26 protein-coding genes and 1 pseudogene are annotated in these 26521 nt (G+C 72.9%); 18 read left to right on the top strand and 9 right to left on the bottom strand.

Annotated features, from left to right (window positions below; translation table 11 throughout):
* Nucleotides 1–104: 104 nt before the first annotated feature.
* On the bottom strand, nucleotides 105–1364 hold the full coding sequence (locus ASD06_RS13420; protein ID WP_369853751.1) for a DUF222 domain-containing protein: 1260 nt from the start codon (nucleotides 1362–1364) through the stop codon (nucleotides 105–107).
* A 308-nt stretch (nucleotides 1365–1672) separates the two neighbouring features.
* Here ASD06_RS13420 and leuA point away from each other — a divergent pair, with 308 nt between their 5' ends.
* From leuA to ASD06_RS13400, 4 genes are all read left to right on the top strand, one after another.
* Nucleotides 1673–3487 (top strand): 2-isopropylmalate synthase, encoded by a 1815-nt coding sequence (gene leuA, locus ASD06_RS13415; RefSeq protein ID WP_082538043.1) that lies wholly within the window; start codon nucleotides 1673–1675, stop codon nucleotides 3485–3487.
* 80 nt (nucleotides 3488–3567) lie between these two features.
* Nucleotides 3568–5154, top strand: a complete 1587-nt coding sequence (locus ASD06_RS13410) for a tetratricopeptide repeat-containing diguanylate cyclase (protein WP_162248081.1) — start codon at nucleotides 3568–3570, stop codon at nucleotides 5152–5154.
* Nucleotides 5155–5221: 67 nt separating this feature from the next.
* Complete coding sequence (gene recO / locus ASD06_RS13405; protein WP_056678485.1) at nucleotides 5222–5950, top strand: DNA repair protein RecO; 729 nt, start codon at nucleotides 5222–5224, stop codon at nucleotides 5948–5950.
* The gene (locus ASD06_RS13400) at nucleotides 5947–6762 is read left to right on the top strand and encodes an isoprenyl transferase (protein WP_056678482.1); all 816 of its coding nucleotides are present in this window, start codon (nucleotides 5947–5949) and stop codon (nucleotides 6760–6762) included. Before recO ends, ASD06_RS13400 begins: the two co-directional genes overlap by 4 nt.
* On the opposite strand, the gene ASD06_RS13395 is transcribed toward ASD06_RS13400, so the two are convergent.
* From ASD06_RS13395 to ASD06_RS13375, 5 genes are read right to left on the bottom strand one after another with little or no spacing between them, the layout of a single operon-like run.
* Nucleotides 6756–7148: a Fur family transcriptional regulator gene (locus ASD06_RS13395; protein WP_056678480.1), complete on the bottom strand. Its 393-nt coding sequence runs from the start codon at nucleotides 7146–7148 to the stop codon at nucleotides 6756–6758. The genes ASD06_RS13400 and ASD06_RS13395 overlap by 7 nt on opposite strands.
* Nucleotides 7145–8017 (bottom strand): metal ABC transporter permease, encoded by an 873-nt coding sequence (locus ASD06_RS13390; RefSeq protein WP_200942174.1) that lies wholly within the window; start codon nucleotides 8015–8017, stop codon nucleotides 7145–7147. The genes ASD06_RS13395 and ASD06_RS13390 overlap by 4 nt, the downstream gene beginning before the upstream one ends.
* Complete coding sequence (locus tag ASD06_RS13385) at nucleotides 8017–8778, bottom strand: metal ABC transporter ATP-binding protein (RefSeq protein ID WP_056678617.1); 762 nt, start codon at nucleotides 8776–8778, stop codon at nucleotides 8017–8019. The genes ASD06_RS13390 and ASD06_RS13385 overlap by 1 nt, the downstream gene beginning before the upstream one ends.
* A 23-nt stretch (nucleotides 8779–8801) precedes the next feature.
* Nucleotides 8802–9731 carry a metal ABC transporter substrate-binding protein gene (locus ASD06_RS13380; protein WP_056678614.1) on the bottom strand — a complete coding sequence of 310 codons (930 nt, stop codon included), beginning with the start codon at nucleotides 9729–9731 and terminating at the stop codon, nucleotides 8802–8804.
* A gap of 42 nt (nucleotides 9732–9773) precedes the next feature.
* Nucleotides 9774–10097 (bottom strand): DUF6703 family protein, encoded by a 324-nt coding sequence (locus tag ASD06_RS13375; RefSeq protein ID WP_200942172.1) that lies wholly within the window; start codon nucleotides 10095–10097, stop codon nucleotides 9774–9776.
* Between the two features lie 442 nt (nucleotides 10098–10539).
* Here ASD06_RS13375 and ASD06_RS13365 point away from each other — a divergent pair, with 442 nt between their 5' ends.
* Complete coding sequence (locus ASD06_RS13365; protein WP_056678473.1) at nucleotides 10540–11937, top strand: glycine--tRNA ligase; 1398 nt, start codon at nucleotides 10540–10542, stop codon at nucleotides 11935–11937.
* Here the strand turns inward: ASD06_RS13365 and ASD06_RS13360 are convergent.
* Nucleotides 11907–12872, bottom strand: coding sequence for a LysR family transcriptional regulator (locus ASD06_RS13360; RefSeq protein WP_056678468.1), 966 nt, complete (start codon nucleotides 12870–12872; stop codon nucleotides 11907–11909). The genes ASD06_RS13365 and ASD06_RS13360 overlap by 31 nt on opposite strands.
* A gap of 49 nt (nucleotides 12873–12921) precedes the next feature.
* On the opposite strand from ASD06_RS13360, the gene ASD06_RS13355 reads away from it, so the two are divergent.
* From ASD06_RS13355 to whiG, 8 genes are all read left to right on the top strand, one after another.
* Complete coding sequence (locus ASD06_RS13355) at nucleotides 12922–13830, top strand: DMT family transporter (RefSeq protein WP_056678464.1); 909 nt, start codon at nucleotides 12922–12924, stop codon at nucleotides 13828–13830.
* 208 nt (nucleotides 13831–14038) lie between these two features.
* Nucleotides 14039–14395 (top strand): YraN family protein, encoded by a 357-nt coding sequence (locus tag ASD06_RS13350; RefSeq protein WP_056678461.1) that lies wholly within the window; start codon nucleotides 14039–14041, stop codon nucleotides 14393–14395.
* On the top strand, nucleotides 14396–15925 hold the full coding sequence (locus ASD06_RS13345) for a YifB family Mg chelatase-like AAA ATPase (protein WP_056678458.1): 1530 nt from the start codon (nucleotides 14396–14398) through the stop codon (nucleotides 15923–15925).
* Nucleotides 15922–17109, top strand: coding sequence for a DNA-processing protein DprA (gene dprA, locus ASD06_RS13340; protein WP_056678456.1), 1188 nt, complete (start codon nucleotides 15922–15924; stop codon nucleotides 17107–17109). The genes ASD06_RS13345 and dprA overlap by 4 nt, the downstream gene beginning before the upstream one ends.
* A 5-nt stretch (nucleotides 17110–17114) precedes the next feature.
* A complete protein-coding gene (locus ASD06_RS13335; protein ID WP_157371711.1) occupies nucleotides 17115–17408 on the top strand; it encodes a hypothetical protein in 294 nt (97 codons plus the stop codon).
* 46 nt (nucleotides 17409–17454) lie between these two features.
* Nucleotides 17455–17748 carry a hypothetical protein gene (locus tag ASD06_RS13330; RefSeq protein ID WP_056678450.1) on the top strand — a complete coding sequence of 98 codons (294 nt, stop codon included), beginning with the start codon at nucleotides 17455–17457 and terminating at the stop codon, nucleotides 17746–17748.
* 124 nt (nucleotides 17749–17872) lie between these two features.
* Nucleotides 17873–18781 carry a tyrosine recombinase XerC gene (locus tag ASD06_RS13325; RefSeq protein WP_056678611.1) on the top strand — a complete coding sequence of 303 codons (909 nt, stop codon included), beginning with the start codon at nucleotides 17873–17875 and terminating at the stop codon, nucleotides 18779–18781.
* The gene (whiG, locus tag ASD06_RS13320; RefSeq protein ID WP_235502339.1) at nucleotides 18756–19796 is read left to right on the top strand and encodes an RNA polymerase sigma factor WhiG; all 1041 of its coding nucleotides are present in this window, start codon (nucleotides 18756–18758) and stop codon (nucleotides 19794–19796) included. The genes ASD06_RS13325 and whiG overlap by 26 nt, the downstream gene beginning before the upstream one ends.
* Before the next feature lie 27 nt (nucleotides 19797–19823).
* Here the strand turns inward: whiG and ASD06_RS13315 are convergent, their stop codons facing one another.
* Both ASD06_RS13315 and ASD06_RS13310 read right to left on the bottom strand, forming a co-directional pair.
* Nucleotides 19824–20369 (bottom strand): M23 family metallopeptidase, encoded by a 546-nt coding sequence (locus ASD06_RS13315; protein WP_056678447.1) that lies wholly within the window; start codon nucleotides 20367–20369, stop codon nucleotides 19824–19826.
* Nucleotides 20370–20440: 71 nt separating this feature from the next.
* Nucleotides 20441–21634: a pyridoxal phosphate-dependent aminotransferase gene (locus ASD06_RS13310; RefSeq protein ID WP_056678444.1), complete on the bottom strand. Its 1194-nt coding sequence runs from the start codon at nucleotides 21632–21634 to the stop codon at nucleotides 20441–20443.
* A gap of 17 nt (nucleotides 21635–21651) precedes the next feature.
* On the opposite strand from ASD06_RS13310, the gene ASD06_RS13305 reads away from it, so the two are divergent.
* The 5 genes and pseudogenes from ASD06_RS13305 (at nucleotide 21652) to frr (ending at nucleotide 26517) form a co-directional block, all read left to right on the top strand.
* The gene (locus ASD06_RS13305; RefSeq protein ID WP_162248080.1) at nucleotides 21652–22902 is read left to right on the top strand and encodes an MFS transporter; all 1251 of its coding nucleotides are present in this window, start codon (nucleotides 21652–21654) and stop codon (nucleotides 22900–22902) included.
* 170 nt (nucleotides 22903–23072) lie between these two features.
* Nucleotides 23073–23855, top strand: a pseudogene (gene rpsB, locus ASD06_RS13300) (30S ribosomal protein S2); the annotation flags it as partial.
* Nucleotides 23856–24073: 218 nt separating this feature from the next.
* Nucleotides 24074–24904, top strand: coding sequence for a translation elongation factor Ts (gene tsf, locus ASD06_RS13295; RefSeq protein ID WP_056678438.1), 831 nt, complete (start codon nucleotides 24074–24076; stop codon nucleotides 24902–24904).
* Nucleotides 24905–25120: 216 nt separating this feature from the next.
* The gene (gene pyrH / locus ASD06_RS13290; protein WP_056678602.1) at nucleotides 25121–25879 is read left to right on the top strand and encodes a UMP kinase; all 759 of its coding nucleotides are present in this window, start codon (nucleotides 25121–25123) and stop codon (nucleotides 25877–25879) included.
* Between the two features lie 80 nt (nucleotides 25880–25959).
* Entirely contained in the window at nucleotides 25960–26517 is a 558-nt protein-coding gene (gene frr / locus ASD06_RS13285; RefSeq protein WP_056678437.1) for a ribosome recycling factor, read from the top strand.
* The last annotated feature ends 4 nt before the right edge of the window (nucleotides 26518–26521 follow it).

The following is a 26521-nucleotide window of genomic DNA, read 5'->3' as shown; positions in this document are numbered from 1 at the left end:
ACCCGGGCACCTGAACCGAGCCTGCGCAGGCACCGGTCCTGCCGTCAATGAAACAAGTAGCCGCGAGGTGCGCGGCATGACTGCCGAGGACGAGAACAACTGAGTCAGGCCGCGTGGAGGTACCGCTCGAGTGCGAGCTCGAGGCGTGAGTGCACCGCCGGAGTCGGCGCTGGTGGCGACGTCGACCGGTATCTCGTGCCGGTCGGGGTGACGATGTCGACAGTGTGCCGGCCGGGTGGGCCGTTGCCCGGGCGCTGTCGCCAGCCGAGCGCCTGCTTGGCGTAGTTGCAGGCCTCGCACAAGCCCTGGCCGTTGATCACGATCGTCCGGCCACCGCGGTGCACCTCGATCACGTGGTCGGCGTGCCTGACGGGGGCGTTGCACCACGGGGTGCGGCAGATGCGGTCGCGGAGCCGGATGAAGCGGGCCAGTGCGGAGGGGAAGGAGCGGCTGCGCGACTCCATCGCCACCAGCGCGCCATCGGCAGGCCGGGCGTACAGCCGGCGGATCGCCACCTGCTCCTCGGGCGCGGCCGTCACCAGCGCGCGGGCGAGCTCGCCGGGCACCGGGCCGAAGCCGTCGACCTCGGCGGCGTCGTCCACGCCGCCGAGCAGCGCCTGGTCGGACATCACGACGTTGACGGTCACCGGCACCTGGGGACGCGCGCCGTCGTCCTGACCGAGCAGCCGCGTGACGAGCAGGTCGGCCATCACCTGCCCGCGCGAGCGGGCGTCGCCCTCCGAGCGCAGCGTCGCGGCGGCCGAGGTCAGCGCCGCGAGCGCCGCCACGCCGTCGGCGACGGGCAGCAAGGCCGTCAGGTAGGTCATCGTGTCGGGGGCCGGCCGCAGCGACACCGACCGCTCGCTCTCGGCGCGCCGACGCCGTGCGACGACGGACTCCGGCTCCAGCCGGTAGGACAGCCGGCGCAGCTCTGCGACCAGCTCACGCTCACCGGACTGCTCGAGCACCGCGTCGCTGATCGTGCGGTCGACCTGCTCGCGCGCCTCGCGGGTGAGGCAGGCCGTCTCACGGGCGACGAGGGTGGCCCGCCACTCGCTGATCCGCCCAGCGCGCAACGCCTTCAGCGTCTGCGGCAGCTCGGCGGTCAACGCTCGCGCGAGGCCGAGGTGGCGGGTACCCCGGTGGTGGGACTCGCGTCGCGCGAGCGCCACCTGCAGACCGACGCCCTGCCCCCGCCGCTCGGCCGGGACACCTGCAGCCGCCTGCTGGGCGCGCTGATCCGCGTCGAGCGCGACGGCGGCGGCCACCTGCGCCCCCTCGGCCTGGCCCTTCAGGCGCTCGAGCTCGGTGATGAGCTCGACGAGGTCGGCGCCGCCGTCCGCCTCGCCGTCGAAAGCCCACAGCGCGCCACCGAGCTCGCGCACCCGCTCAGCGAGCGCGGCGGCGGAGGAGGTGGGTGGGGTCTCGAACACGTGTTCGACTCTACCGTTGCGAGCATCTGTGTGGCAGTGACTATCCACAAGCCGTATGGCCGGGCCGCCGCGGGCCGGGTCCGTCATATGGGACGCCAGACCGCCACTTGGACGCCTCTGCGCCCCGAGGCGTACAGTCGAGCCCGTGCGGACGACGTCCCTTCTCCTTCGTCGCCGCGGCGGGGCACGCTGACCGACCGGCCCCTCGCCGCGGGATCTCGACGTGCCGGTCTCCTCTCCTGACCACGAAGGCACCTTCGATGACCGACACCACCGCCCGCACCACCTTCTGGAACACCACCCCCCAGCAGCCGTCCCCGATGCCGGTGCACAAGTACCGCCCGTACGGCGAGACGTTCAGCGTCGACCTGCCCGACCGCACCTGGCCCGAGCGCACCATCGACCGCGCGCCCCGGTGGTGCGCCGTCGACCTGCGCGACGGCAACCAGGCCCTCATCGACCCCATGAGCCCCGCCCGCAAGCTCGCGATGTTCCAGCTGCTCGTGCGCATGGGCTACAAGGAGATCGAGGTCGGCTTCCCGAGCGCGAGCCAGACCGACTTCGACTTCGTCCGCGAGCTCATCGAGGGTGAGCACATCCCGGACGACGTGATGATCCAGGTGCTGACCCAGTGCCGCGAGCACCTCATCGAGCGCACCTTCGAGTCGCTGGTGGGCGCCAAGCAGGCGATCGTCCACTTCTACAACTCGACGTCGACGCTGCAGCGCCGTGTGGTGTTCGGCCTCGACCGCGACGGCATCACCGACATCGCCACCCAGGGCGCAACGCTGGCGAAGAAGTACGCCGAGATGATCACGCCCGACACCCAGATCCACTACGAGTACTCGCCCGAGTCCTACACCGGCACCGAGCTCGAGTACGCCGTCGAGGTGTGCAGCAAGGTCATCGAGGTCATCGACCCGACGCCCGACCGCCCGCTCATCATCAACCTGCCGGCCACCGTCGAGATGGCCACGCCGAACGTCTACGCCGACTCCATCGAGTGGATGAACCGCCACCTGCCCCGCCGCGACTCGATCGTGCTGAGCCTGCACCCGCACAACGACCGCGGCACCGGCGTCGCGGCGGCCGAGCTGGGCTACCTCGCGGGTGCCGACCGCATCGAGGGCTGCCTGTTCGGCAACGGCGAGCGCACCGGCAACGTCTGCCTGGTCACGTTGGGGCTCAACCTGTTCAGCCAGGGCATCGACCCGCAGATCGACTTCAGCGACATCGACGAGATCCGCCGCACGGTCGAGTACTGCAACCAGCTGCCCGTGCCCGAGCGCCACCCCTACGGCGGCGACCTGGTCTACACCGCATTCAGCGGCTCGCACCAGGACGCCATCAAGAAGGGCCTCGAGGCGATGGACAAGGCCGCCGCCGAGGAGGGCAAGGACGTCGACGAGCTGGTCTGGCAGGTGCCGTACCTGCCGATCGACCCACGCGACGTCGGCCGCACCTACGAGGCCGTCATCCGGGTCAACAGCCAGTCCGGCAAGGGCGGCGTGGCCTACCTCATGAAGTCCGAGCACCACCTCGACCTGCCGCGCCGGCTGCAGATCGAGTTCAGCGCCGTCGTCCAGCGGCACACCGACGACGAGGGCGGCGAGGTCTCGGCGGCCGAGCTGTGGTCGGCCTTCACCGACGAGTACCTGCCGAACCCCAGCCGCCCGTGGGGCCGGTTCGCGCTGCAGGGCAGCCGGCTGTCGACGTCGGCGCAGGGCCTGGACCAGCTGAGCGTCGAGCTCGCCGACGCCACCGACCCCGCCGACGTCGTGCACGTCGAGGGACAGGGCAACGGGCCGATCGCGGCGTTCACCGAGGCGCTCGCGGAGCGCGGGGTCGACGTGCGGGTGCTCGACTACCACGAGCACGCGATGAGCGCGGGCGGCGACGCGACGGCGGCCGCGTACGTCGAGTGCGCCGTCGACGGACGCGTGCTCTGGGGAGTGGGCATCGACCCCAACATCGTCACGGCGTCGCTCAAAGCGGTCGTCTCCGCCATCAACCGGGCAGACCGCGACGCTGAGCCATCACCCACGCGGCCCTAGTTGCCCGGATGCACCGCACAGCGTCACCCACTCGTGCAGAATCGGCAGCGCCAGAGGTGCTCGGGGTGAACGGGGACGGCGTGGAGCGAGCGAGTGGCGTGATCGCGGTCGCCGGTGCCTTCGGGCCACTCGACCTGCTGTCGGACTGGGCGCACGAGCTCTATCTCGACGGTTTCTCGGGCCGCGCCGTGGTGGCGGCGCGCGAGGCCATGCCGGTGGCGGCCGGTGCCGGCGACCTGAAGACGCTGCGGTACCTGCACTACACGTGTGGTGTCGCGCTGATCGAGCAGCGGCGCTGGGAGGAGTCCATCGCCCACGCCCACGAGCTGCTCGCGGTGATCGACGCCGACGACCTGGCCTGGCGCGCGAAGGCGCTCTCGCTGCTCGGTGACGCGAGCCTGCGCCTCGGTCACGCCTCGCAGGCCGTCGACGCCCTCGCCGAGGCGTACGCGTTGGTGGAGCGCACGCCGCCGCAGCGGTACAACGACCTCAGCGCGACCATGGCGGTCGCGGTGGTGCTCGGGCACGCGCAGCTGTTCACGCCCGCCGAGGCGCTGTTTCGGCTCTGCGAGACCTCGCCCGCCGTGCGCGGGGACGACGCGGCGACGCGCATCGCCCGCGTGCTGGTGCTGCAGGAGTACTCGGTGCTCCACGCCACCTGGGGTGCTGCCCTCGAGCTCGACGGCCGCGATCGCGAGGGCCGCGCCCACCACGTGCGCAGCGCCGAGCTCGCGCTGCACATGATGCGGCTCACCGACGACGACGTCCCGATGAACGCGCGCGCCCAGCTGGTGGAGGCCTGGGCCCAGCTGCGGCTCGGGCAGACCGAGCTGGCGGTCAGCCGGTTGCGGCACGCGATGGACCTGTTCGAGCTGCGCCCTGAGCTGCCCGAGGTGCAGATCGGTCGGCTCGCCCTCGCGGTCGGCCTGCGCGAGCACGAGCGCTTCGACGAAGCACGCGTCGAGCTCGCCGAGGTGCTCGACGGCGCCCAGCTCACCGACCGCATCGTGTGGGAGCTCGCGGCGCTTTCTGCCCTCGCCCTCACCGAGGTCGCCGAGCACGGCGACCACCCGGCGCGCGAGTACTACGAGCGGGCGCGCCGGGTGGCGTCCCACCGGTTGTGGGTCGAGCGCGAGAGCCGGTTCTTCGCGCTGCGCGACCGGATCAGCTTGCGGGCGCTGGCCGCAGAGGCGTCGCAGCTCGGCCAGGACGCGCTCATCGACCCGCTCACGGGCCTGGGCAACCGCCGCATGCTCGACGCCGGGATCGCCGAGTCGCTCGGCGGCGCTGCGCTGTTCGTCGACGTCGACCTGTTCAAGCAGGTCAACGACCGGTACTCGCACGCCGTGGGTGACGAGGTGCTGCGGCGCATCGCCGACATCCTGCGCGCGCAGTGCCGGGCCCACGACGTGGTCGTGCGCTTCGGTGGCGACGAGTTCGTCGTCCTGCTGCCAGCGACGTCAGCGCAGGAGGCGGCCGCCGTGGCCGAGCGCGTGCGCTCGGCGGTGGCCCGCGAGCCCTGGGAGGACACCCAGCCCGGGCTGGGGGTGAGCGTCTCGGTGGGCGTGGCCGCCTCCGACGCCTCGGCCGACAAGGTGCTGAAGGACGCCGACGCCGCGCTCTACGAGGCCAAGGAGTCGGGCCGCAACCGCGTCACGGTCTACTGACGAACCCCGACCACGCCGTCACGACCTCCTCACGGCGGCGGAGCGTCCGGCGTAGGACAATCGACGGGTGAGCCTGTACCGCGACGAGGCCGTCGTCCTGCGCACCCACAAGCTGGGTGAGGCCGACCGCATCGTCACCCTGCTCACGCGCGAGCACGGAAAGGTGCGGGCGGTGGCCAAGGGCGTGCGGCGCACGCGCAGCCGCTTCGGTGCGCGGCTGGAGCCGTTCATGATGACCGACGTCCAGCTCTACGAGGGCCGCAACCTCGACACCGTCACGCAGGCCGAGACGCTGGCCCCGTACGGCGAGCGGTTGGTGGCCGACTACCCCCGCTACACCGCCGGGACGGCGATGCTCGAGACCGCCGACCGGCTCACCGAGGAGCGTGAGCCGGCGGTGCAGCAGTTCCTCCTGCTGGTCGGCGGACTGCGCACCTTGGCGGCGGGGGAGCACGACCCCTCGCTCGTGCTCGACGCCTACCTGCTGCGTGCCCTGTCGGTCGCGGGGTGGGCCCCGAGCTTCGTCGACTGCTCGCGATGCGGGGCACCGGGCCCGCACCGGGCGTTCGCGGTCGCCGCGGGCGGTGTGGTGTGCCCGGCCTGCCGCCCCGGCGGGGCGGTCGCGCCGGCGCCGGCGACCCTCGACCTGCTCGCCGCGCTCCTCGCGGGAGACTGGGACGCCGCCGACGCGAGCGAGCTGCGGCACCGGCGAGAGGGCAGCGGACTGGTGACGGCGTACCTGCAGTGGCACCTGGAGCGTGGCGTGCGGGCCATGCGGCTGGTGGAGCGCTCGTGAGGGCCCGCCGCTCGGGCCGGGCAGAGCCGGCGGCCGCCGTCGCGCCCGTGGCACCGCCGCCGCACCCGTCGGGCGCGCGAGCGCCGCAGGTGCCGCCGGATCTCGTGCCGCGCCACGTCGCGGTGGTGATGGACGGCAACGGCCGGTGGGCGAACGCGCGGGGCCTGCCGCGCACCGAGGGCCACGCGCGGGGGGAGGCGTCGCTGCTCGACGTCGTCGCGGGTGCGATCGAGATCGGGGTGACGCACCTGTCGGCGTACGCGTTCTCGACGGAGAACTGGCGCCGATCGCCCGAGGAGGTGCGGTACCTCATGGGCTTCAACCGCGACGTGATCCGTCGCCGCCGCGACGAGATGCACGCCTGGGGGGTGCGGGTGCGCTGGGCCGGCCGGCGACCTCGCTTGTGGCGCAGCGTGATCCGCGAGCTGGAGGCCGCCGAGCAGCTGACGCGCGACAACCGCGTGCTGACGTTGACGATGTGCGTCAACTACGGCGGGCGCGCTGAGATCGCCGACGCCGCAAGGGCTCTGGCCCACGACGTGGCCGCCGGCCGCGTCGCTCCTGACCGCGTCGACGAGCGGCTCCTCGCGCGCTACCTCGACGAGCCCGACATGCCCGACGTCGACCTGTTCTGGCGCTCGTCGGGCGAGCAGCGCACCTCGAACTTCCTGCTGTGGCAGTCGGCCTACGCCGAGATGGTGTTCGACGACGTCCTGTGGCCGGACGTCGACCGACGACACCTGTGGCGCGCCATCGAGACCTACGCCCAGCGCGAGCGGCGCTACGGCGGCGCCGTCGACGCCACTCAGTGATCGCTGCAGGTGCCGAAGACCTCGAGGGTGTGGCTGACGTCGGCGAACCCGTGCTGGGCGGCGACCGACTCGGCCCACCGCTCGACCGCCGGGCCCTCGACCTCCACCGTGCGCCCGCACTCGCGGCACACCAGGTGGTGGTGGTGCTGGCCCGACGTGCAGCGCCGGTAGACCACCTCGCCGTCGGCGCCGCGCAGGACGTCCACGGCGCCATCGGCCGCCAGTCCCTGCAGCGTGCGGTAGACCGTGGCCAGGCCGATGCTGCTTCCCGACGCGCGCAGGCCGGCGTAGATCTGCTGCGCGCTCACGAACGTCTCGGCCTCGGCCAGGAAGGCCGCCACCGCCTCGCGCTGCTTGGTCGCGCGGGGCCGCTGCACCGGGCTCATGCCCCGACCTGCGGGCTCGTGGCGTTGGCGGCGGTGCGGTGCCTGCGCCGGGTCAACCGGTCACGCAGCCCCGAGACCACTGCCGCCAGCACGAAGACGGCCACCGCGATCACGACGATGGTGCCGCCCGAAGGCGTCCCGGCGTAGAAGCTCGTGCTGACGCCGGCGAGGCTCACCACCACGCCTACCACCACCGCCAGCGACAGGCTGGTGCGGAAGCTGTGCGCGAACTGCTGCGCGATCGCGTTGGGCAGGATCATGAGCGCGCTGATCAGCAGCAGGCCGACCACGCGCATCGACACCACGACGGTCACCGCGGTGAGCACTGCCAGCACCAGGTTGAGTCCCAGCACCGGGAGGCCGACGGCCCGTGCGTACTCGGGGTCGTTCGCGACGGCGAACAGCCGCGGTGCGAGCGTGAGGGTCACGAGCAGCACCGCGCCCGCGAGCACCGCGAAGGTGACGACGTCGGCCGAGCTGGTGGTCGTGATGGCACCGAACAGGTAGGCCGTGAGGTTGGCCGGGGTGGCCGCCGACGACTGCGAGATGAGCACGACGCCCCCGGCGATGCCGCCGTAGAAGAGCACGGCCAGCGCGATGTCACCGCTCGTGCGGCCTCGAGCCCGGATCAGCTCGATGGCGACGGCGGCGAGCACCGCGGCGATGAGCGCCGTCCAGACGGGGGAGTAGCCGGTGAGCACCCCGACGGCGACACCGGCGAGCGCGACGTGCCCCATGCCGTCACCGATGAGCGCGAGGCGCCGCTGCACCAGGAACACGCCGACGACGGGCGCCGCCAGGCCCACCAGCAGCGCGGCCAGGAGCGCGCGTCGCATGAAGTCGTACTGCAGCAGCTCGAGCACCGCCATCACGCACCGCCCATCGGCTGCTCGAGCCACGAGGTGACGGCCCGGCCGGGCTCGTCGGGCTCGTCGTCGTGGTGGTGGCCGTCGACGTCCAGCCCGGCCGGCAGCCCGGCGATCGGCCCGTCGGCCACGATCCGCCCATCGGCCACGACCACCGCGCGGGTGAAGACGTCGGCCAGTGGGCCGGCCTCGTGGGTGACCACGATCATCGGCACGCCCCGCTCGGCGAGCCGGCGGATGGTGTCGGCCAGGGCCTGCTGGCTGGCTCGGTCGACGCCGGCGGTGGGCTCGTCCATGACGAGCACCTCCGGCTCGGCCGCCAGGGCCCGGGCGATGAGCACGCGCCGCTGCTGGCCACCGGACAGCTGGGCCACGTCGACGTCGGCGAACGGCCCCAGCTGCACGGTGTCGATCGCCGTCTGCACGCACGCGCGGTCGGCGGCGCGGAGCCGGCCGAGGGGCCCGAGCCGCGCCAGCCGCCCCGACGACACCACCTCGCGCACGGTCGACGGCACGGCACCACCGACGGTGTGCCGCTGCGGGACGTACCCGACGCGGGCGCGGTCGCGTCGACTGCGCAGACGGCGCCCGCACAGCTCGACGTCCCCCGAGAGCACGTCGGCGAGGCCGAGCATGCCGCGCACGAGGGTGGTCTTGCCCGAGCCGTTGGCTCCCAGCACGGCCACGACCTCGCCGTCGGTCACGGTGAGGTCGGCGTGCCGGACGACGGGCTCGTCGCCGTACCCGATGGTGACGTCGCGCATGCGGACGACGGCGGCAGGTGGGGTCACGGGCACGGCTGGCCCTCCTTCAGCTGGGCGAGGTTGGCGCGCATCACCGACAGGTAGTCGGTGCCGGCCGAGGCGTCGGTGAGCCCCTCGAGCGGGTCCAGGACGGCGGTGCGCGCGCCGGTCTCGGACGCGACCGTGCGGGCGACCGCCGGGCTCACGAGGGTCTCGAAGTAGATCGTGCGGACGTGGTGCTCCCGGACGTACCGGGCGACGTCGGCGATGCGGCGCGGGTCGGGCTCGGCCGCGGGGTCGAGTCCGCTGATGCCCACCTGGTGCAGGCCGTAGCGCTCAGCGAGGTAGCCGAAGGCGTTGTGGCTCGTGACCAGGTCGGTGCTCAGGCAGTGCGCGAGCCCCGTGGCGAGCTCGCCGTCGAGCGCCTCGAGGTCTGCGGTGAGGCGCTGCAGGTTCTGCGAGAACAACGCCGCGTGCGCGGGGTCGGCGCGGGCCATGACCGGCTCGAGTGCGCTGGCGACGTCGCGCAGCCGCAGCGGGTCGAGCCAGAAGTGCGGGTCGGGCCGGCTGGACTCGTGGCGGCTCCCCGGCTCGGCGACCGGGCTGTAGGTGAGGTTCAGTGACGCCGCCGTCGAGGCGTCGAACACCCGCCGTGGCTTGGCCACGGCCAGGGCGTCGTCGACGGCGGGCTGGAACCCCTTGAGGTAGACCACGAGGTCGGCGTCCTCCAGGCCCGCGACGTCGCGGGGGGTGAGCTCGAGGTCGTGGGGCTCACCGCCGGGGCGGGTGAGGTTCGTGACGGTGACGGCGTCACCGCCGATGCGGGCCGCCACGAACTGCAGGGGGTAGAACGCGGCGCGCACGTGCAGTCGCCCGTCGGACGCCGGGTGCACCGGCCCCCCGCACGCGGCGGCCCCGGCCACGACCGCCGTCGCGAGCGCGAAGGCGCTCAGGAGACGACGGAGGGGACGCATGGCCCCGATCATGCGCCTAGTTGAGAATGATTGTCAAAACCGTCAGCGAGGGGGGAAGGCCTCCACGAGCACCAGCGCGACCGCGATGAGCAGGACGGCGGCCCGGCCCAGACGCTCGACGCCGGTGAGCCGCGGCCAGCTGAGGTACATCAGCCACGCCACGAACAGCGCCACCAGCGCGGTGCACACGACCCCGACCACGCCGCCGACGAAGACCCCGACCACCAGCAGTGCCAGCAGCGCGACGAACGGCACGGCCCGCGGGAGCGCGGCGAGCCGCACGAGCAGCGGGTGGCTGGCCGCCTCGATCGCGGCGCGCAGGCCCGTGGACTCGGTGGGGCGGGGAGACGGCGTGGGACTGGGCACCATGACATCCTCGCAGGCATGCCCCTCGTCGTCGTCACTCGCTACGTCGTGCCCGAGGCGCAGGCCTCCTCGTTCCGCGAGCGCGGCCGCGAGGCGCTCGACGCCCTGCGAGCCCGGCCGGGCTGCCGGCGCGGCCACCTCGGCCGGTCGANGCAGACCGAGTGGGAGAGCACGGGCGCCTACCGGCGGGCGCTGTCGGCCTACGACGTCAAGCTGCGCGCGGTGCCGGTGATGTACTTCGCGGTCGACGAGGTGACCGCCTACGAGGCCCTGGTCGAGGCGCCCGACGGGTCGTCGACCGACCTGCTCGACCACGAGAGCGACCGCGACCCGGCTGCCGGATCCGCGTCGCTCGGCCGCCCCGGCGACCGGTAGCCTGGCTGCTCGCCTCCGCCGCCCAGGTGGGTGGCGCCGCCCCCGCGTCAGATGGAGTGATTCGCCCGTGGCCGCCAAGCCCGACTCCCGCATCGACACCGTCGTCAGCCTCGCCAAGCGGCGCGGCCTGGTCTTCCCGTCGGGCGAGATCTACGGCGGTACGCGGTCGGCGTGGGACTACGGACCCCTCGGCGTGGAGCTGAAGGAGAACATCAAGCGCCAGTGGTGGCGGGCGATGGTGACCAGCCGCGACGACGTCGTCGGCCTGGACTCCTCGGTGATCCTGCCGACGCAGACCTGGGTGGCGTCCGGTCACGTCGAGACGTTCACCGACCCGCTGACGGAGTGCCAGAGCTGCCACCGGCGCTTTCGGGCCGACCACCTGCAGGAGGCCGTCGCCGAGAAGAAGGGCCTCGACGACCCCGGCTCGGTCGACCTCAAGGACGTCGCCTGCCCGAACTGCGGCACGCGCGGCGCCTGGACCGAGCCGCGCGCCTTCAGCGGACTGCTGAAGACCTACCTCGGCGCCGTCGACGACGAATCCGGCCTGCACTACCTGCGGCCCGAGACCGCCCAGGGCATCTTCGTCAACTTCCTCAACGTCATGACGTCGGCGCGCAAGAAGCCGCCGTTCGGCATCGCCCAGATGGGCAAGAGCTTCCGCAACGAGATCACGCCCGGCAACTTCATCTTCCGCACCCGCGAGTTCGAGCAGATGGAGATGGAGTACTTCGTCGAGCCGAGCACCGCGGCGCAGTGGCACCAGACGTGGATCGACCTGCGGACCCAGTGGTACGTCGACCTCGGCATCGCGCCCGAGAACCTGCGGCACTACGAGCACCCGCGCGAGAAGCTCTCGCACTACTCCGACCGCACCGTCGACATCGAGTACCGCTTCAACTTCACCGGCTCGCAGTGGGGCGAGCTCGAGGGCATCGCCAACCGCACCGACTTCGACCTGACGACGCACAGCAAGCACTCCGGCGTCGACCTGTCGTACTTCGACCAGGGCAAGAACGAGCGCTGGACGCCCTACGTCATCGAGCCGGCCGCGGGTGTGGGCCGGTCGATGATGGCGTTCCTGCTCGACGCCTACACCGAGGACGAGGCGCCCAACGCCAAGGGCGGCGTCGACAAGCGCGTGGTGCTGCGGCTCGACCCGCGGCTCGCGCCCGTGAAGGTCGCCGTGCTCCCGCTGTCGCGTCACGCCGACCTGTCGCCGAAGGCGCGCGACCTCGCCGCCGCCCTGCGCCGCCACTGGCACGTCGACTTCGACGACGCAGGGGCGATCGGCCGCCGCTACCGCCGCCAGGACGAAGTGGGTACGCCGTACTGCCTCACCGTCGACTTCGACACCCTCGACGACCAGGCCGTCACGGTGCGCGAGCGCGACACGATGAGCCAGGAGCGGGTGGCGCTCGACCAGGTCGAGAGCTACCTCGCGGCCAGGCTCGTCGGCTGCTGAGCCGCGGCGGTCCACTCGGCCGCGACCTGCGTGAGGCGCTCGAGCACGAGCGCGACCGCCGGGTCGGCCTCGGCGCCCGCGCGCACGGCGGCGTAGAAGTGCCGGGCCGCGGGCGTGCCCAGCACGGGCACGACCGCGAGGCCGGGCATCGGGAGCGGCTGGGCGACGCGAGGCACCAACGCGACGCCCGCGCCGGAGGCCACCAGCGCGCCGAGCGCCACCCAGTCACCGACGTGGTGGCGCACATCGGGCGTGAAGCCGGCGTTGGCGCACACCGCCTCAGTGAGCCGTGAGCACGAACCCCCCGGGTAGCCCGAGACCCACGGCTGGTCGGCGAGCTCGGTGAGCCGGACGCCGTCCGGGTGGGCGGCCGGGTGGTCGGCGGGCAGCACGGCGTCGAGCGGGTCGACCAGCAGGTCGACGCGGTGGTAGCGAGCGTCGGTGACCGGCGGGCCGGGGGTGTGGTGCACCGTGACGGCGACGTCCACGTCTCCGAGGTCGAGGTCGGTGAACAGCTGCGGCGGCTCCGACTCGCTGACCGTCACCGACAGGCCGGGATGGCTGCAGCGCAACGACTTCAGGGCCGGAGCGACGATCGCGGTGATCCCGGTCGAGAGCGACGCGATGCCGACGTGACCGGCGTCCCCGGCGTCCCACGAGGCGAGGTCGGCGCGGGCCACCTGCAGCTGCTGCTCGATGACCGCGGCGTGCTCGAGCAGCCGGCGGGCGCGCGCGGTGAGGCGGACGCCGCGCCCGCGCTTCTCGAGCAGCTGGACGCCGGTGTCGCGGGCCAGCCCCGCGATCTGCTGCGACACCGCCGACGGCGTGAGGTGCAGCGCGGTCGCGGCTGCCGAGACGGTGCCGTGCTGGTCGAGCATGCGCAGCACGCGGAGCCGGCGCAGGTCGATCGTGAAGTCGCGACTCAACGTTGACATGAACGAATAGTAGATGGACTGAATCGTCGTTGGCGCCGAGAATTGCCGCATGAGTCGCCGCGCCGCCCTGCTGTTCGCCGGGCTCTCCATCGCCTGGGGCATCCCGTACCTGCTGATCAAGATCGCCGTCGAGGAGCTCAGCCCGCTGACGCTCGTCTTCGTCCGCACCGCGCTGGGGGCGCTGCTGCTGCTGCCGGTCGCGTTCGCCCGCGGCTGGGTGCGCCCCGTGCTGGCCCGCTGGCCGAAGCTGCTCGTCTTCACCGCCGTCGAGATCACGGTGCCCTGGCTGCTGCTCACCCGCGCCGAGCAGCACCTGTCGAGCTCGCTGGCGGGCCTGCTGGTGGCGGCGGTGCCGCTCGTCGGCGTGGGTGTCGCGATGCTCACGGGCCGGCACGAGGCGCTCGGTCGCACGGGGGCGGCGGGCCTGGGCCTGGGCGTCGTGGGGGTCGCGCTGCTCGTCGGCGTCGACGTCGAGGGCAGCCAGTGGTCGGCGATCGCCGAGATGGCCGTGGTCGTGGTCTGCTACGCGCTCGGCGCGGCGTTGCTGTCGCGCTGGTTCTCCGACCTGCCCGGGCCGGGCGTGGTGGCGCTGTCGCTCACCGCCGCGGCGCTGGGGTACCTGCCCTTCGCCGCGCCGGGCCTGCCGACGGCGCTGCCGTCGGGCCGCGTCGTGACGGCCGTGGTGCTGCTCGCACTGGTCAGCACGGCCGCGGCCTTCCTGCTGCTCGTCGGGCTGGTCGCCGAGATCGGCCCGGTGCGCGCCACCACGATCACCTACGTCAACCCGGCCGTCGCGGTGGTGGCCGGCGCCGTCGTCCTCGGGGAGTCGATCACGGTCTGGACCGTCGCCGGGTTCGGCCTCGTCATCGCCGGCTCGCTGCTGGTCAACCGCCGCCGTCCCGCCGCCGTGCCGCTCGACGAGGCGGCACCCTGCCCCGCACCCGTCCCCACCACCTAGCCGCCTCACCGTTGTTGGGCGCGGGGGCACCCTGTCGCCAACCTATGGCGGTGGGGTGCCCCAGTCGCCATCGGCGAGTGCAGTAGACGTGCCCACTCACGGTTCGTCGTCCACAGGTCAGGGCCGACGCTGAGTTGTCCACAGCCCGCGGCGGCGGCCTTTCGCCGGCCACCACCCCCGCTCCAGGGTGGAGGCCGGAGGTGGTCGGATGGCTGCGAAGGACGCAGTGGGTCGCTACGGCGAGGACGTCGCCGCGCGGCACCTGGTCGAGCTGGGCTACCAGCTGCTGCACCGCAACTGGCGGTGCGAGCTGGGCGAGATCGACATCGTGGCGCGCGACGGCGACTGCCTGGTGGTCTGCGAGGTGAAGACCCGCCGGTCGGGGGCGTTCGGTCACCCCGCGGAAGCCGTGACCAGCCGGAAGGCAGCGCGCCTGCGACGGTTGGCCGCCCGCTGGCTGCAGGAGACCGGGTTGCACCCACCCCAGGTGCGGATCGACGTCGTCGCCGTGATGCGACCACCGAGCGGCCCCGCCACCGTCGAGCACCTGCGGGCGGTGGCCTAGATGGCGCTCGGACGCACGCGATGCGTGGCCCTCATCGGCATCCAGGGGCACGTGGTGGACGTCGAAGCCGACGTCTCGAGCGGCTTACCGGCGTTCACGATCACCGGTCTACCCGACGCCTCGCTGGGTGAGGCCCGTGACCGGGTGCGCGCCGCGTGCGCCAACTCCGGCGTCGCCATCCCGCCTCATCGCATCACCGTGAACCTCTCGCCCGCCTCCATCCCCAAGGCCGGGACGTCGTTCGACCTGGCGATCGCGGTCGCAGTGCTCGTGGCCGGCGAGGCGGTGCCTGAGGCGGTGGCGCGCGACGTGCTCCACCTCGGCGAGCTCGGCCTGGACGGCCGCGTCCGGCCCGTGCGCGGGGTGCTGCCGGCGGTGCTGGCCGCCGCCCAGACGGGCGTGGAGCGGGTCGTGGTGCCGACGGCGAACGTGCGCGAGGCCGAGCTGGTGCCTGGGGTGCAGGTGCTGGGCGCCGACTCAGTGGGTGGTCTGGTGGCGCGTTACCGCGGGGAGCAGGTCGAGGAGTCCTGCGACCCGACGCGGTACGAGCCCGAGGCCGACCAGCGGGCCGCTCTCGACCTCGCCGACGTCGTGGGCCAGGGCGACGCCCGCAGGGCGCTCGAGGTGGCAGCGGCCGGTGGCCACCACCTGTTCCTGCTCGGGCCGCCCGGCGCAGGCAAGACCATGCTCGCCGCGCGGCTGCCGAGCATCCTGCCGGACCTCACACCGGCAGCGGCCCTGGAGGTGACCGCCGTCCACTCCTTGGCTGGCTCGCTGGCGGCGGGGGCCGGCCTCATCACCCGGCCGCCGTTCGTCGACCCGCACCACACGGCGTCCGCTCCCGCCGTCGTCGGCGGGGGATCTGGCATCCCGCGGCCGGGCGCGGCGTCGCGCGCCCACCACGGAATCCTCTTTCTTGATGAAGCGCCCGAGTTCGAGCGGCGCGTTCTCGACGCGCTGCGCCAGCCGCTCGAGTGCGGTGAGCTGGTGATCCACCGGGCGGCGGGCCAAGCGCGGTACCCAGCGCGGTTCCAGCTCGTGCTCGCCGCCAACCCGTGCCCGTGCGGTCAGTCGTCCGGCAAGGGCACGGAGTGCACGTGCACTCCCATGGCTCGCCGGCGCTACCTGCACCGGCTGTCCGGGCCGCTGCTCGATCGCGTCGACCTGCAGGTCGAGGTGCTGCCCGTGACCCGCGCGGCGCTCGCGACGGTGGGCGACGAGGAGAGCAGCGCCGTCGTGGCGGCGCGGGTCGCGGCGGCCAGGGCGGCGCAGCGCGAGCGCTGGCGCGAGGAGCGGTGGAGCCTCAACGCGCACGCGCCCGGGCACGAGCTGCGTCGGCAACCGTGGCGGCTGCCGGCAGCTGCCACGGCGTCGGTCGACCGCGGAGTCGACCGCGGCACCTTGACGGTGCGCGGGTACGACCGGGTGCTGCGGACGGCGTGGACCCTCGCCGATCTCGACGGCCGCGACCGGCCGGGTCGAGACGACGTCGACCGCGCCTTCTCGCTGCGCCACCAGGCGGCGGCATGATCACCACCCGACACCGCGGGCTCACCTTCGACCGGGACGACGTCGTGCTGGCCCGTGCCGCGTGGAGCCGGCTCGCCGAGCCCGGCGACGTGCGCGTCGCGGCGCTCATCGAGCGCGTCGGCCCGCGCGAGGCCCTGCGTGCGCTGGTGTCGCGCGACGTCGACTGGCTCGACCGGTACGTACCGCGGTTGGCCGACCTCGACCCGCTCCGCGACCTCGAGACGCTGCGTCGATGCGGCGGCCGGTTGCTGCACCCCGGCTGCGACGAGTGGCCGCAAGGGCTCGAAGCCCTGGCGGCGCCACCGACCTGTCTGTGGGTGCGCGGCCCGGTCGACCTGCGCGACCTGGGGGAGCGTTCCGTGGCCATCGTGGGCGCGCGAGCCTCGACGGCGTACGGCGAGCACGTCACCGGTGAGATCGCCTGCGGCGTGGCCGATCGCGGCTTCGTCGTCGTGAGCGGCCTGGCGTACGGCGTGGACGGCGCCGCACACCGGGCGTCGCTGACGAGCGGCCGGTCGGTCGCCGTCCTCGCCGGCGGGGTCGACCGCGCCTACCCGCAGGGGCACCACGCGTTGATGAACGCGCTGGTCGACGACGGTGCCGTGGTGAGCGAGGTGCCACCGGGTTCGGCTCCCACGCGTTCGCGGTTCCTGCAGCGCAACCGGCTGATCGCCGCGGTCTCGTCGGGGACGGTGGTGGTCGAGGCGGCACTGCGCAGCGGCGCCCTCAACACCGCGCGCACCGCGGCGGCGCTGGGCCGGCCGGTGGGTGCGGTGCCAGGGCCGGTGACCTCGGCCGCTTCGGCCGGGTGCCACGAGCTGGTGCGCGACGGTCGAGCCGTGCTCGTGACCGACGCCGCAGAGGTGGTCGATCTCGTGGGCCGGATCGGTGCCGACGCCGTCGCGCCGTCTGCGGTCACTGAGTCCGAGAACGACGCCCTCGACGACGTGACCCGGCGCGTGCTCGAGGCGCTCCCGGTACGCACGGGTCGCCCCATCGACCGGCTCGCCTGCACGGCCGGCCTCGACGGCGGCACCGTGCAGGCCGCGCTCGGCCGCCTCGCGCTGCTCGGCCTCGCCGAGCGGCACGGCCACGGCTGGCGCCTGCACCGTCGGCCGCGCTCGCGCAAGGCGGACGACGAGAAGCGAGCGGCGGCGGTCGTGCGCGCGCCCGTGGGAGGGTGAGCCGCGTGGACGACCTCTCGGACTGGACGCGACTGGCCGACGCCGACTGGGTGATGCCGAGCGACCGGAATCTCGTGGACGTCGTTGCGGAGCTCGGGCAGCTCCTCGGCTCGCCGGACCCCAGGCTGCGCGACGACATCGGCTTCACCGCGCTCGGTCGCTGGGCCCGCGAGGGACTGCTCGACGACGTCCTGGTGCGGCTGGGCGATGACGCGGCGCAGCGGCTGACGCACCCGCAGGGCCGACACGACAGCCGCGTTCGCACCCCATCTGCCCCACCGTCGCGACGAGCTCCTTGACGCCTGCGCCCGGCGCATCCTCAACCGCGACACCACAGCGCGCTACGTGCAGCTCGAGGACGCCCGGCTCGCTCGCGCCCTGGTGGAGGTGCTCAGCCCGGAGGAGGTGACGGAGCGCGAGGCCAAGGCGTGGCTCGACGTGGTCGAAATGGCGTTCGCGGACGCAGCGCCCGGGCCGATCCCGGTCTGGGCGTTCAACACGTTCGCGACGCTGCAGTCGCTGCACCTGCACCTCACGAGGGGCCTGGTTCAGCCCATCACGGTGCGGCCCCCGCACGCGGAGGCCGTGACCGACCGCGTGGTCGCGATCCTGCGCGGCCCCTACCCCTGGCTGGCCTGAGGGCACGACGGACGTCGGCACGCTCGCGGCGCGTCCGGGGTGCGCAGCGGGCGAGGCTGCGTAGCGTAGGCGCGTGAGCACCACGTCGAGTGACGGCGTCGCCGTCGCGCAGCCGGCCGACCCCCTGGTCGAGTTCGAGGACGTCGTGGCGCAGTTCGCTCGCTACCTGCGCAGCGAACGGGGTCGGTCGCCGCACACCGAGCGCGCCTACGTCGGTGACGTGCACGCGCTGCTCGACTTCGTCGTCGAGCGTGGCGGCTCGAGTCTCGACGCGATCACGTTGCCGTTGCTGCGGTCGTGGCTGGCCTCGCTGACCGCATCGGGCCGCTCCCGCTCCACCATCGCCCGCCGCGCGGCTGCGGCCCGCACGTTCTGCGCCTGGGCCACCCGCAGCGGCCGGCTAGCTCGCGATCCCGCGCTGCGGCTGGCGGCTCCGCGACGTGACCGCACGCTCCCCGGCGTCCTGGCGCGGCAGGAAGCCGCCGACCTGCTGCAGGTGGCGCAGGTTCGGGCCGACGACGGAGATCCGCTGCACCTGCGTGACCGTGCGGCGCTGGAGCTGTTGTACGGCAGCGGGATCCGCGTCGGCGAGCTCGTCGGACTCGACGTCGACGACGTCGACCTCGACCGCCGAGTGGTGACGGTGGTCGGCAAGGGCGACAAGCAGCGCGTGGTGCCGTTCGGGCTACCAGCGGCGACCGCGGTGCGGGAGTGGCTCGCGGTCGGCCGGCCGCAGCTGGTGCGCCCCGACACCGGGCCCGCGCTGCTGCTGGGTCGGCGCGGACGCCGCGCCGACCAGCGGCAGATCCGCGAGGCCGTGCACGCACTGCTGCGGCACGTGCCCGACGCCGACGACCTCGGCCCCCACGGCCTGCGTCACTCCGCCGCCACGCATCTGCTCGAAGGAGGAGCTGACCTCAGAGCGGTCCAGGAGCTTCTCGGTCACGCTACGCTCGCCACGACTCAGATCTATACACACGTTTCCGTCGAGAGGCTGAAGGCCACCTATGAGCAGGCGCACCCGCGAGCCTGAGGGCGAGGTGTCGGTGACTGCGGCCACCGACACCGATACCGACGCGGACGCCAGCTCGGACGGCGGCCGACCACGCAGGCAGGGGGAGCGGATGAACGCCCAGCGCAGCGGTGCAGCCGCCGAGGCCGACGTCACCGACGATGACGACGCGACCGACGACGCGCCCAAAGTCGATGACGAGGCCGACGCGACCGACGAGGCCGACGACGACCTCGACGACGACCTCGACGACGACCCGGTCGCGGCGAACGCGGCCGCGATCGCCGAGCTGTGGCGCGTGTACAAGGCCGACGGCGACCCGGCCGTGCGCGAGAAGCTGATCCTGCACTACTCCCCGCTGGTGAAGTACGTCGCCGGACGCGTCGGCGTCGGCCTGCCGCCGAACATCGAGCAGGCCGACCTGGTGTCGTACGGCATCTTCGGGCTGATCGACGCCATCGAGAAGTTCGACATCGAGCGCTCGATCAAGTTCGAGACGTACGCCATCTCCCGCGTGCGCGGCGCCATCATCGACGAGCTGCGCGCCATCGACTGGATCCCGCGCTCGGTGCGCTACAAGGCCCGCGAGGTCGAGCGCGCCTACGCCGAACTCGAGGGCCGGCTGCACCGCACGCCCACCGAGGCCGAGGTCGCCGAGCACATGAGCATCAAGGTCGGCGACCTGCATCAGATCTTCAGCCAGGTCTCGTACGTCAACGTCGTGGCGCTCGACGAGCTGCTCAGCGTCGGCGGCGAGAAGGGCGACTCGCTCACCCTCGGTGACACCCTCGAGGACAAGGGCGCCGAGGACCCCGTGCTGGCGTTCGAGGGCGAAGAGACGAAGTACCTGCTCGCGCGAGCGATCAACCAGCTGCCTGAGCGCGAGAAGATCGTCGTCACCCTCTACTACTACGAGGGCCTGACGCTCGCCGAGATCGGCCAGGTGCTCGGCGTCACCGAGTCCCGCATCTGCCAGATGCACACCAAAGCGGTGCTGCAGCTGCGCGGCAAGATCGCCGAAGTCACCGCCGGCTGACCCACCCCAGTCGACCCGCCGCGCCGCTCACCCGAGCGGTAGGAGCACCGGCGGCCCGCGGTCGACCAGCGTGAGCGGGTCGAGGTAGACCACACCGCGGCGCAGCCCCCAGTGCAGGCACGTGGTCGGCGCGCAGTGACTCGGTGCCGCGCCGAGGACGCCCAGGACGTCGCCCGCGTCCACGAGCGTGCCCGCGCGCACCCGTCGAGCGACGGGCTCGTAGCTGGTCCGCAGGCCGCTTGGGTGGGTCACCACGACGACCCCGCGCCCGGCCACCACGCCGGAGAAGCTCACCCGCCCGCCGCCGGCGGATCGCACGGGCGAGCCCGCGGCCGCGGCGAGATCGACCCCGCGGTGGCCGGCGCTCCACGGCGTGGGGGGAGCGCGGAACGGCCGGACCACCGCGGGGCGTGGTGCGAGCGGCCACCGCCACTGCTGCGCGGGCGCAGCCACCGGGGAGGGAGCAGCCAGGGGAAGTCCGCTCGTCACCGGGCTGAGCGCCGCGACAGCGGCGAGGAGCATCACTCGAACCATGCCGTCAGCCTGCGCGATCGCCGCCAGCAGCCGCAGCACCGTCGCAGCCGGCTGTGGACAACGGCTCTCACTTCGCGCCTGTGGACGACCGGCGCGCCCGCCACCCGGACTCAGCCCAGGCGAGCCAACCCCGCGAGCCGCTCGGCCGCCGCCTGCAGCACCTCCGGCCGCTTGCAGAACGCGAACCGCACGAGCGAGCGCCCGGCCTCGGGGTCGTCGTGAAACACCCGCACCGGCACACCGACGACGCCCGCCAGCCGGGGCAGCTCGCGGCACAGCGCCAGCCCGTCGTCGTAGCCGAGCGCCGCGCCGTCCACGAGCACGAAGTACGTCCCGGCCGGCACGAACGGCTCGAGCCCGGCCGCCCGCAGTCCCTCGCAGAGCAGGTCACGTCCGCGCTGCAGGCGGCCGGCGAGGTCCGCGAACACCTCGTCGGGCAGCGCCAGCCCCTCGGCCACCGCGGGCTGGAACGGCCCCGACGCCACGAAGGTCACGAACTGCTTCACGGCGCGGACGGCGTCCACGAGCTCGCGCGGCCCGTGCACCCAGCCCACCTTCCAGCCGGTCACGGAGAAGGTCTTGCCCGCCGACGAGATGGTCAGCGTGCGGTCGGCGAGCCCCGGCCGGCTCGCCACCGGCACGTGCCGGCCGCCGGTCGGCCCGTCGCTGAAGAGCAGGTGCTCGTAGACCTCGTCGCTCACCACGAGCGCTCCGTGCTCGCGCGCCAGCGAGCCGACGAGGTCGAGCTCCTGCGGCGTGAAGACCTTGCCCGTCGGGTTGTGCGGTGAGTTGAGCAGCACCACGCGCGTGCGGTCACTGAAGGCGGCCCGCAGCGCCGCCTCGTCGACGGCGAAGTCGGGCGCGCGCAGCACCACGGTGCGCCGCACGCCCCCGGCCAGCGCCACCGCCGCGGCGTAGGAGTCGTAGTACGGCTCGAACATCACCACCTCGTCACCGGGCTCGATCAGCGCGAGCAGCGTCGTGGCGATGGCCTCTGTCGCGCCAGCGGTCACGAGCACCTCGGAGTCCGGGTCGACGTCCAGGCCGTAGAAGCGCTGCTGGTGAGCGGCGATCGCCTCGCGCAGCTCGGGCACGCCCGGCCCCGGCGGGTACTGGTTGCGGCCCTCGCGGATGGCCCGCACCGCCGCCTCGAGCACCTGTGGGGGGCCGTCGGTGTCGGGAAAGCCCTGGCCGAGGTTGATCGCACCGGTGCGCTGGGCGAGTGCGGTCATCTCGGCGAAGATCGTCGTGCCGAAGCCGCGCATGCGCTCGACGAGAAAGGGGTGGCGCGCAGGGACGTCCATGCGGCGACACTACGACCGTGAGCAAGACCAGCGAGCGCTTCGGCCCCCTCGGCGAGCCGGTGTTCCGTCGGTACTTCGCCGGGCAGGCGGTGAGCCACCTCGGCGACCGCATGACACCGGTGGCGCTCGCGTTCGCGGTGCTGCGGCTGACCGGCTCGGCCACCGACCTGGGCGTCGTCGTGGCCGCGGGCACGGTGCCCCTCGCGGTGCTGCTGCTCGTCGGGGGCGTGTGGGCCGACCGGCTCGACCGGCGCGTCGTCATGCTCACCACGGACGCCGTGCGCGCGGTCGTGCAGGGCCTGCTGGCGGTGCTGCTGCTCACCGGGACGGCGCGCGTGTGGCACCTCGCGGTGCTCGCGGCCGCGGCGGGCGCCGCCCAGGCGTTCTTCGAGCCGGCGGCCACGGGCATGGTGCCCCAGGTCGTGTCAGGCGCTCGGCTCACCCAGGCCAACGCGCTCGTGGGGCTGAGCCAGAACGCCGCCATGATCGTCGGCCCGCTGGTGGCGGGCGCCATCGTGGCCACCACCTCACCGGGTGCGGCCATCGCCGCCGACGCGGTGACGTTCGTGGTCAGCGCCGCCTTCCTGTGGCGCCTGGGCTCGGTCGCCGCGGAACCGGCCGCGCGCACGACGTTCGTCGCCGAGCTCGCGGGCGGCTTGCGTGAGGTGGCGTCGCGCCCGTGGCTGGCGGCGATGGTGGGTGGCTTCACCGTCTACCACGCCGTGGTGCTGCCCGCCGTGCTCGTGCTCGGCCCCGTGACCGCCGAGCGTCGCTACTCCGGAGCCGCGACCTGGGCGGTCGTGTCGGCGTCCTTCGGGATCGGGGCGGTGCTGTCGGCCGTCGTCGCGCTGCGGGTGCGGCCGCGTCGTCCCATCGTGTGGTGTGCGCTGCTGCTCGTCGGTGGCTCGCTGCAGCCGGTCTTCGTCGGCGTCGCGCTGCCCGTGGCCGCGATCGCGGTGCTCATCGCCGTGTCGGGTGCCAGCGTCAGCGTCCTGTTCGTGATCTGGGACACCACGCTGGCCCGGCAGGTACCGCGCACGGCGCTCAGCCGGGTGAGCTCGTTCGACTACTTCGGCTCCACGGTCGGCATGCCCGTGGGGTTCGCCCTGGTCGGCCCGGCGTCCGAGCTGTGGGGGGTGGCCCCCACCATGGTGGGGGCGTCGCTGATCGGCGTCTCGTGGGCGGTGATGACTGCTGCGCTGCCCTCCGTGCGCAGCCTGCGCGATGCCGGGCCGGTGGCGTCACCAGCACCCACGGCGCTGGCGTAGACTGTCGGCACGACCGGTCTCAGGCCGGTCGAATTCGCGCGTCCGCAGACCGGCACCTCGTGCCGGGGCGCACACCCGGTCCGGGCAAGCCCGGCTCAGTGCGTCGCGGTCGCCAGGCGTGGCGGCCAACCGGCCGACCACGAGACAACCGAGCGACAAGGACTACCGGCATGGCCGTCGTCACGATGCGCCAGCTCCTCGAGAGCGGCGTGCACTTCGGGCACCAGACCCGACGCTGGAACCCCAAGATGAAGCGCTTCATCTTCACCGAGCGCAACGGCATCTACATCATCGACCTGCAGCAGTCGCTGACGTACATCGACAACGCGTACGAGTTCGTCAAGGAGACCGTCGCCCACGGCGGCACGATCCTGTTCGTCGGCACCAAGAAGCAGGCGCAGGAGCCCGTGGCCGAGCAGGCCACCCGCGTCGGCATGCCCTACGTCAACCAGCGCTGGCTGGGCGGCATGCTCACCAACTTCCAGACCGTGCACAAGCGTCTGCAGCGCCTCAAGGAGCTCGAGGTCATCGACTTCGACGACGTCGCCGCGAGCGGCATGACGAAGAAGGAGCTGCTCGTCCTGCGCCGCGAGAAGGACAAGCTCGAGCGCACCCTCGGCGGTATCCGCGACATGGCCAAGGTGCCGAGCGCGGTGTGGATCGTCGACACCAAGAAGGAGCACCTGGCGGTCGACGAGGCCAAGAAGCTGAACATCCCGATCGTCGCCATCCTCGACACCAACTGCGACCCCGACGAGGTCGACTACAAGATCCCGGGCAACGACGACGCCATCCGCTCGGTCACCCTGCTGACCCGCGTCGTGGCCGACGCCGTCGCCGACGGCCTGATGCAGCGTTCGCGCGGCTCCGAGGCTGGCGCCGCCGAGGGTGACCAGGTCGCCGCGAACGAGCCGCTGGCCGAGTGGGAGCGCGAGCTGCTCGAGGGCCAGCAGNACCGAGGCTCCGGCTGCCACCGAGGCTCCGGCTGCCACCGAGGCTCCGGCTGCCACCGAGGCTGCCACCGAGGCTGCCACCGAGACCGCTGACGCCGTGGAGTCGACCGAGGCCACCGAGGCGCCCGCCGCCGAGGCCGCGCCGGCCGACGAGACCCAGGCCTGAGCCGTCCGGACCAGCCCACACCCCAGCACCTGCGAGAGGGAGTACCACCCGAATGGCGAACTACACCGCCGCTGACATCAAGGCGCTGCGCGAGCAGACCGGCGCCGGCATGCTCGACGTCAAGAAGGCCCTGGACGAGGCCGACGGCGACCGCGCCAAGGCCACCGAGATCCTGCGGGTCAAGGGCCAGAAGGGCGTCGCCAAGCGCGAGGGCCGCAACGCCAGCAACGGCCTGGTGGCCATCCACGTCGACGGTGGCGTCGGCACGCTGGTCGAGGTCAACTGCGAGACCGACTTCGTCGCCAAGGGCGACAAGTTCCAGGCCGTCGCCCAGCGCGTCCTCGACCAGGCCGTGGCGATCAACGCCACGGACGCCGAGGCGCTGCTCGACTCCTCCATCGAGGGGCAGAGCGTGCGTGAGGTGCTCGACGAGGCCAACGCGGCCATCGGCGAGAAGATCGAGGTGCGTCGCGTGGCGCGCGTGGAGGGTGCGGCCGTCGCGTCGTACCTGCACCGCACCAGCCCCGACCTGCCCCCGCAGGTCGGTGTGATCCTGGCCACCGACGGTGCTGCGGACGTCGCCCGTGACGTCGCCATGCACATCGCCGCCATGCAGCCGAAGTACGTCTCGCGCGACGACGTGCCGGCCGAGGTCGTCGAGACCGAGCGCCGGATCGCCGACGAGACGGCCCGCAACGAGGGCAAGCCCGAGGCGGCGCTGCCGAAGATCGTCGAGGGCCGTCTGCAGGGCTTCTTCAAGGAGAACGTCCTCGTCGACCAGCCGTACGCCAAGGACAGCAAGAAGACCGTGGGCGCCGTGCTCAGCGAGGCCGGCGTGAAGCCGGTCGCGTTCGCGCGGTTCCGGGTTGGCGCCGACGCCTGACGTCGACCCCCGGCCCTGCACGACGGCGCCCCGCTCACCTCTCGGTGGGCGGGGCGCCGTCGTGCTCACCCGTCTCACCCGTCCGGCGTTGGCTCTGCTACCCCTCGGTAGGGCAGACTGCATGGGACGCTCTGCCCCGGCGTGGGTGCGTCGTGCAGGGGGCCGGCACCGACGCGCCCAGCGAGTCAGACAGGGGAGCAGCGAGTGGAGAGCACCGTGAGCCAGACCGCACCGGATCTCGAGGTACGCACCGGGGCCGACCCGTTCGTGTACAAGCGAGTGCTGCTGAAGCTGTCGGGCGAGGCGTTCGGCGGCGGTCGCATCGGCCTGGACCCGGACGTCGTGCGCGAGGTCGCGCGCCAGATCGCCGTCGCCGTGCGCTCGGGCGTGCAGGTGGCGATGGTGATCGGCGGTGGCAACTTCTTCCGCGGCGCCGAGCTGCAGCAGCGCGGCATGGACCGCGCGCGCGCCGACTACATGGGGATGCTCGGCATCGTCATGAACTGCCTGGCGCTCCAGGACTTCCTGGAGAAGGAAGGCATCGAGACCCGAGTTCAGACCGCCATCACGATGGGCCAGGTGGCCGAGCCCTACATCCCGCGCCGAGCGATCCGGCACATGGAGAAGGGTCGGGTCGTGATCTTCGGAGCGGGGGCGGGTATGCCCTTCTTCTCCACCGACACCGTGGCGGCGCAGCGGGCGCTGGAGACCAAGTGCGACGTCGTCCTCATGGGCAAGAACGGCGTGGACGGCGTCTACTCGGCCGACCCCAACACGGACCCCACGGCCACGAAGTTCGAGACGCTCACCTACTCCGAGGCACTGCAGCAGGGCCTGAAGGTGGCCGACGCCACCGCGTTCGCCCTGTGCATGGAGAACGGCATGCCGATGGTGGTCTTCGGCATGGAGGGCGAGGGCAGTCTGACCCGCGCGATCCAGGGTGAGAAGATCGGTACGCGCGTCGTCGTCAGCTGAGCCTGCCCCGCGCCGCCCCAGTCCCGCCAGCCCGACCCAGCCCCACCGCTGACCCGCACGGCCAGACCCAAGGAGCCCGAGTGATCGACGAGACCCTCTTCGATGCCGAGGAGAAGATGACCAAGGCCATCGAGGTCGCCAAGGAGGACTTCGGGGCGATCCGCACCGGTCGGGCCAACCCGGCGATGTTCACCAAGCTGGTGGTCGACTACTACGGTTCCCCGACTCCGCTCATGCAGCTGGCGTCGTTCCAGACGCCGGAAGCGCGCACGGTGCTCATCACGCCCTACGACAAGAGCTCGATGAGCGAGATCGAGAAGACGCTGCGTGACAGCGACCTGGGCGCGAACCCGGCGAACGACGGCAACGTCATCCGCGTCGTGCTGCCGCAGCTCACCGAGGAGCGGCGCAAGGACTACATCAAGCTCGCCCGCCACAAGGCGGAGGAGGCGCGGGTGTCGATCCGCAACATCCGCCGTCGGGCCAAGGAGGAACTCGACCGCCTGGTCAAGGACGGCGAGGTCGGCGAGGACGAGGGCACGCGCGCCGAGAAGGAGCTCGAGGCCGTGACGAAGAAGCACGTGGATCTGGTCGACGACCTGCTCAAGCACAAGGAGGCCGAGCTGCTCGAGGTCTGAGCCC

Origin of the sequence: Angustibacter sp. Root456, from assembly GCF_001426435.1 — a bacterium.
GTDB lineage: Bacteria > Actinomycetota > Actinomycetes > Actinomycetales > Angustibacteraceae > Angustibacter.
This window is presented reverse-complemented; position numbering and strand designations above follow the sequence as displayed.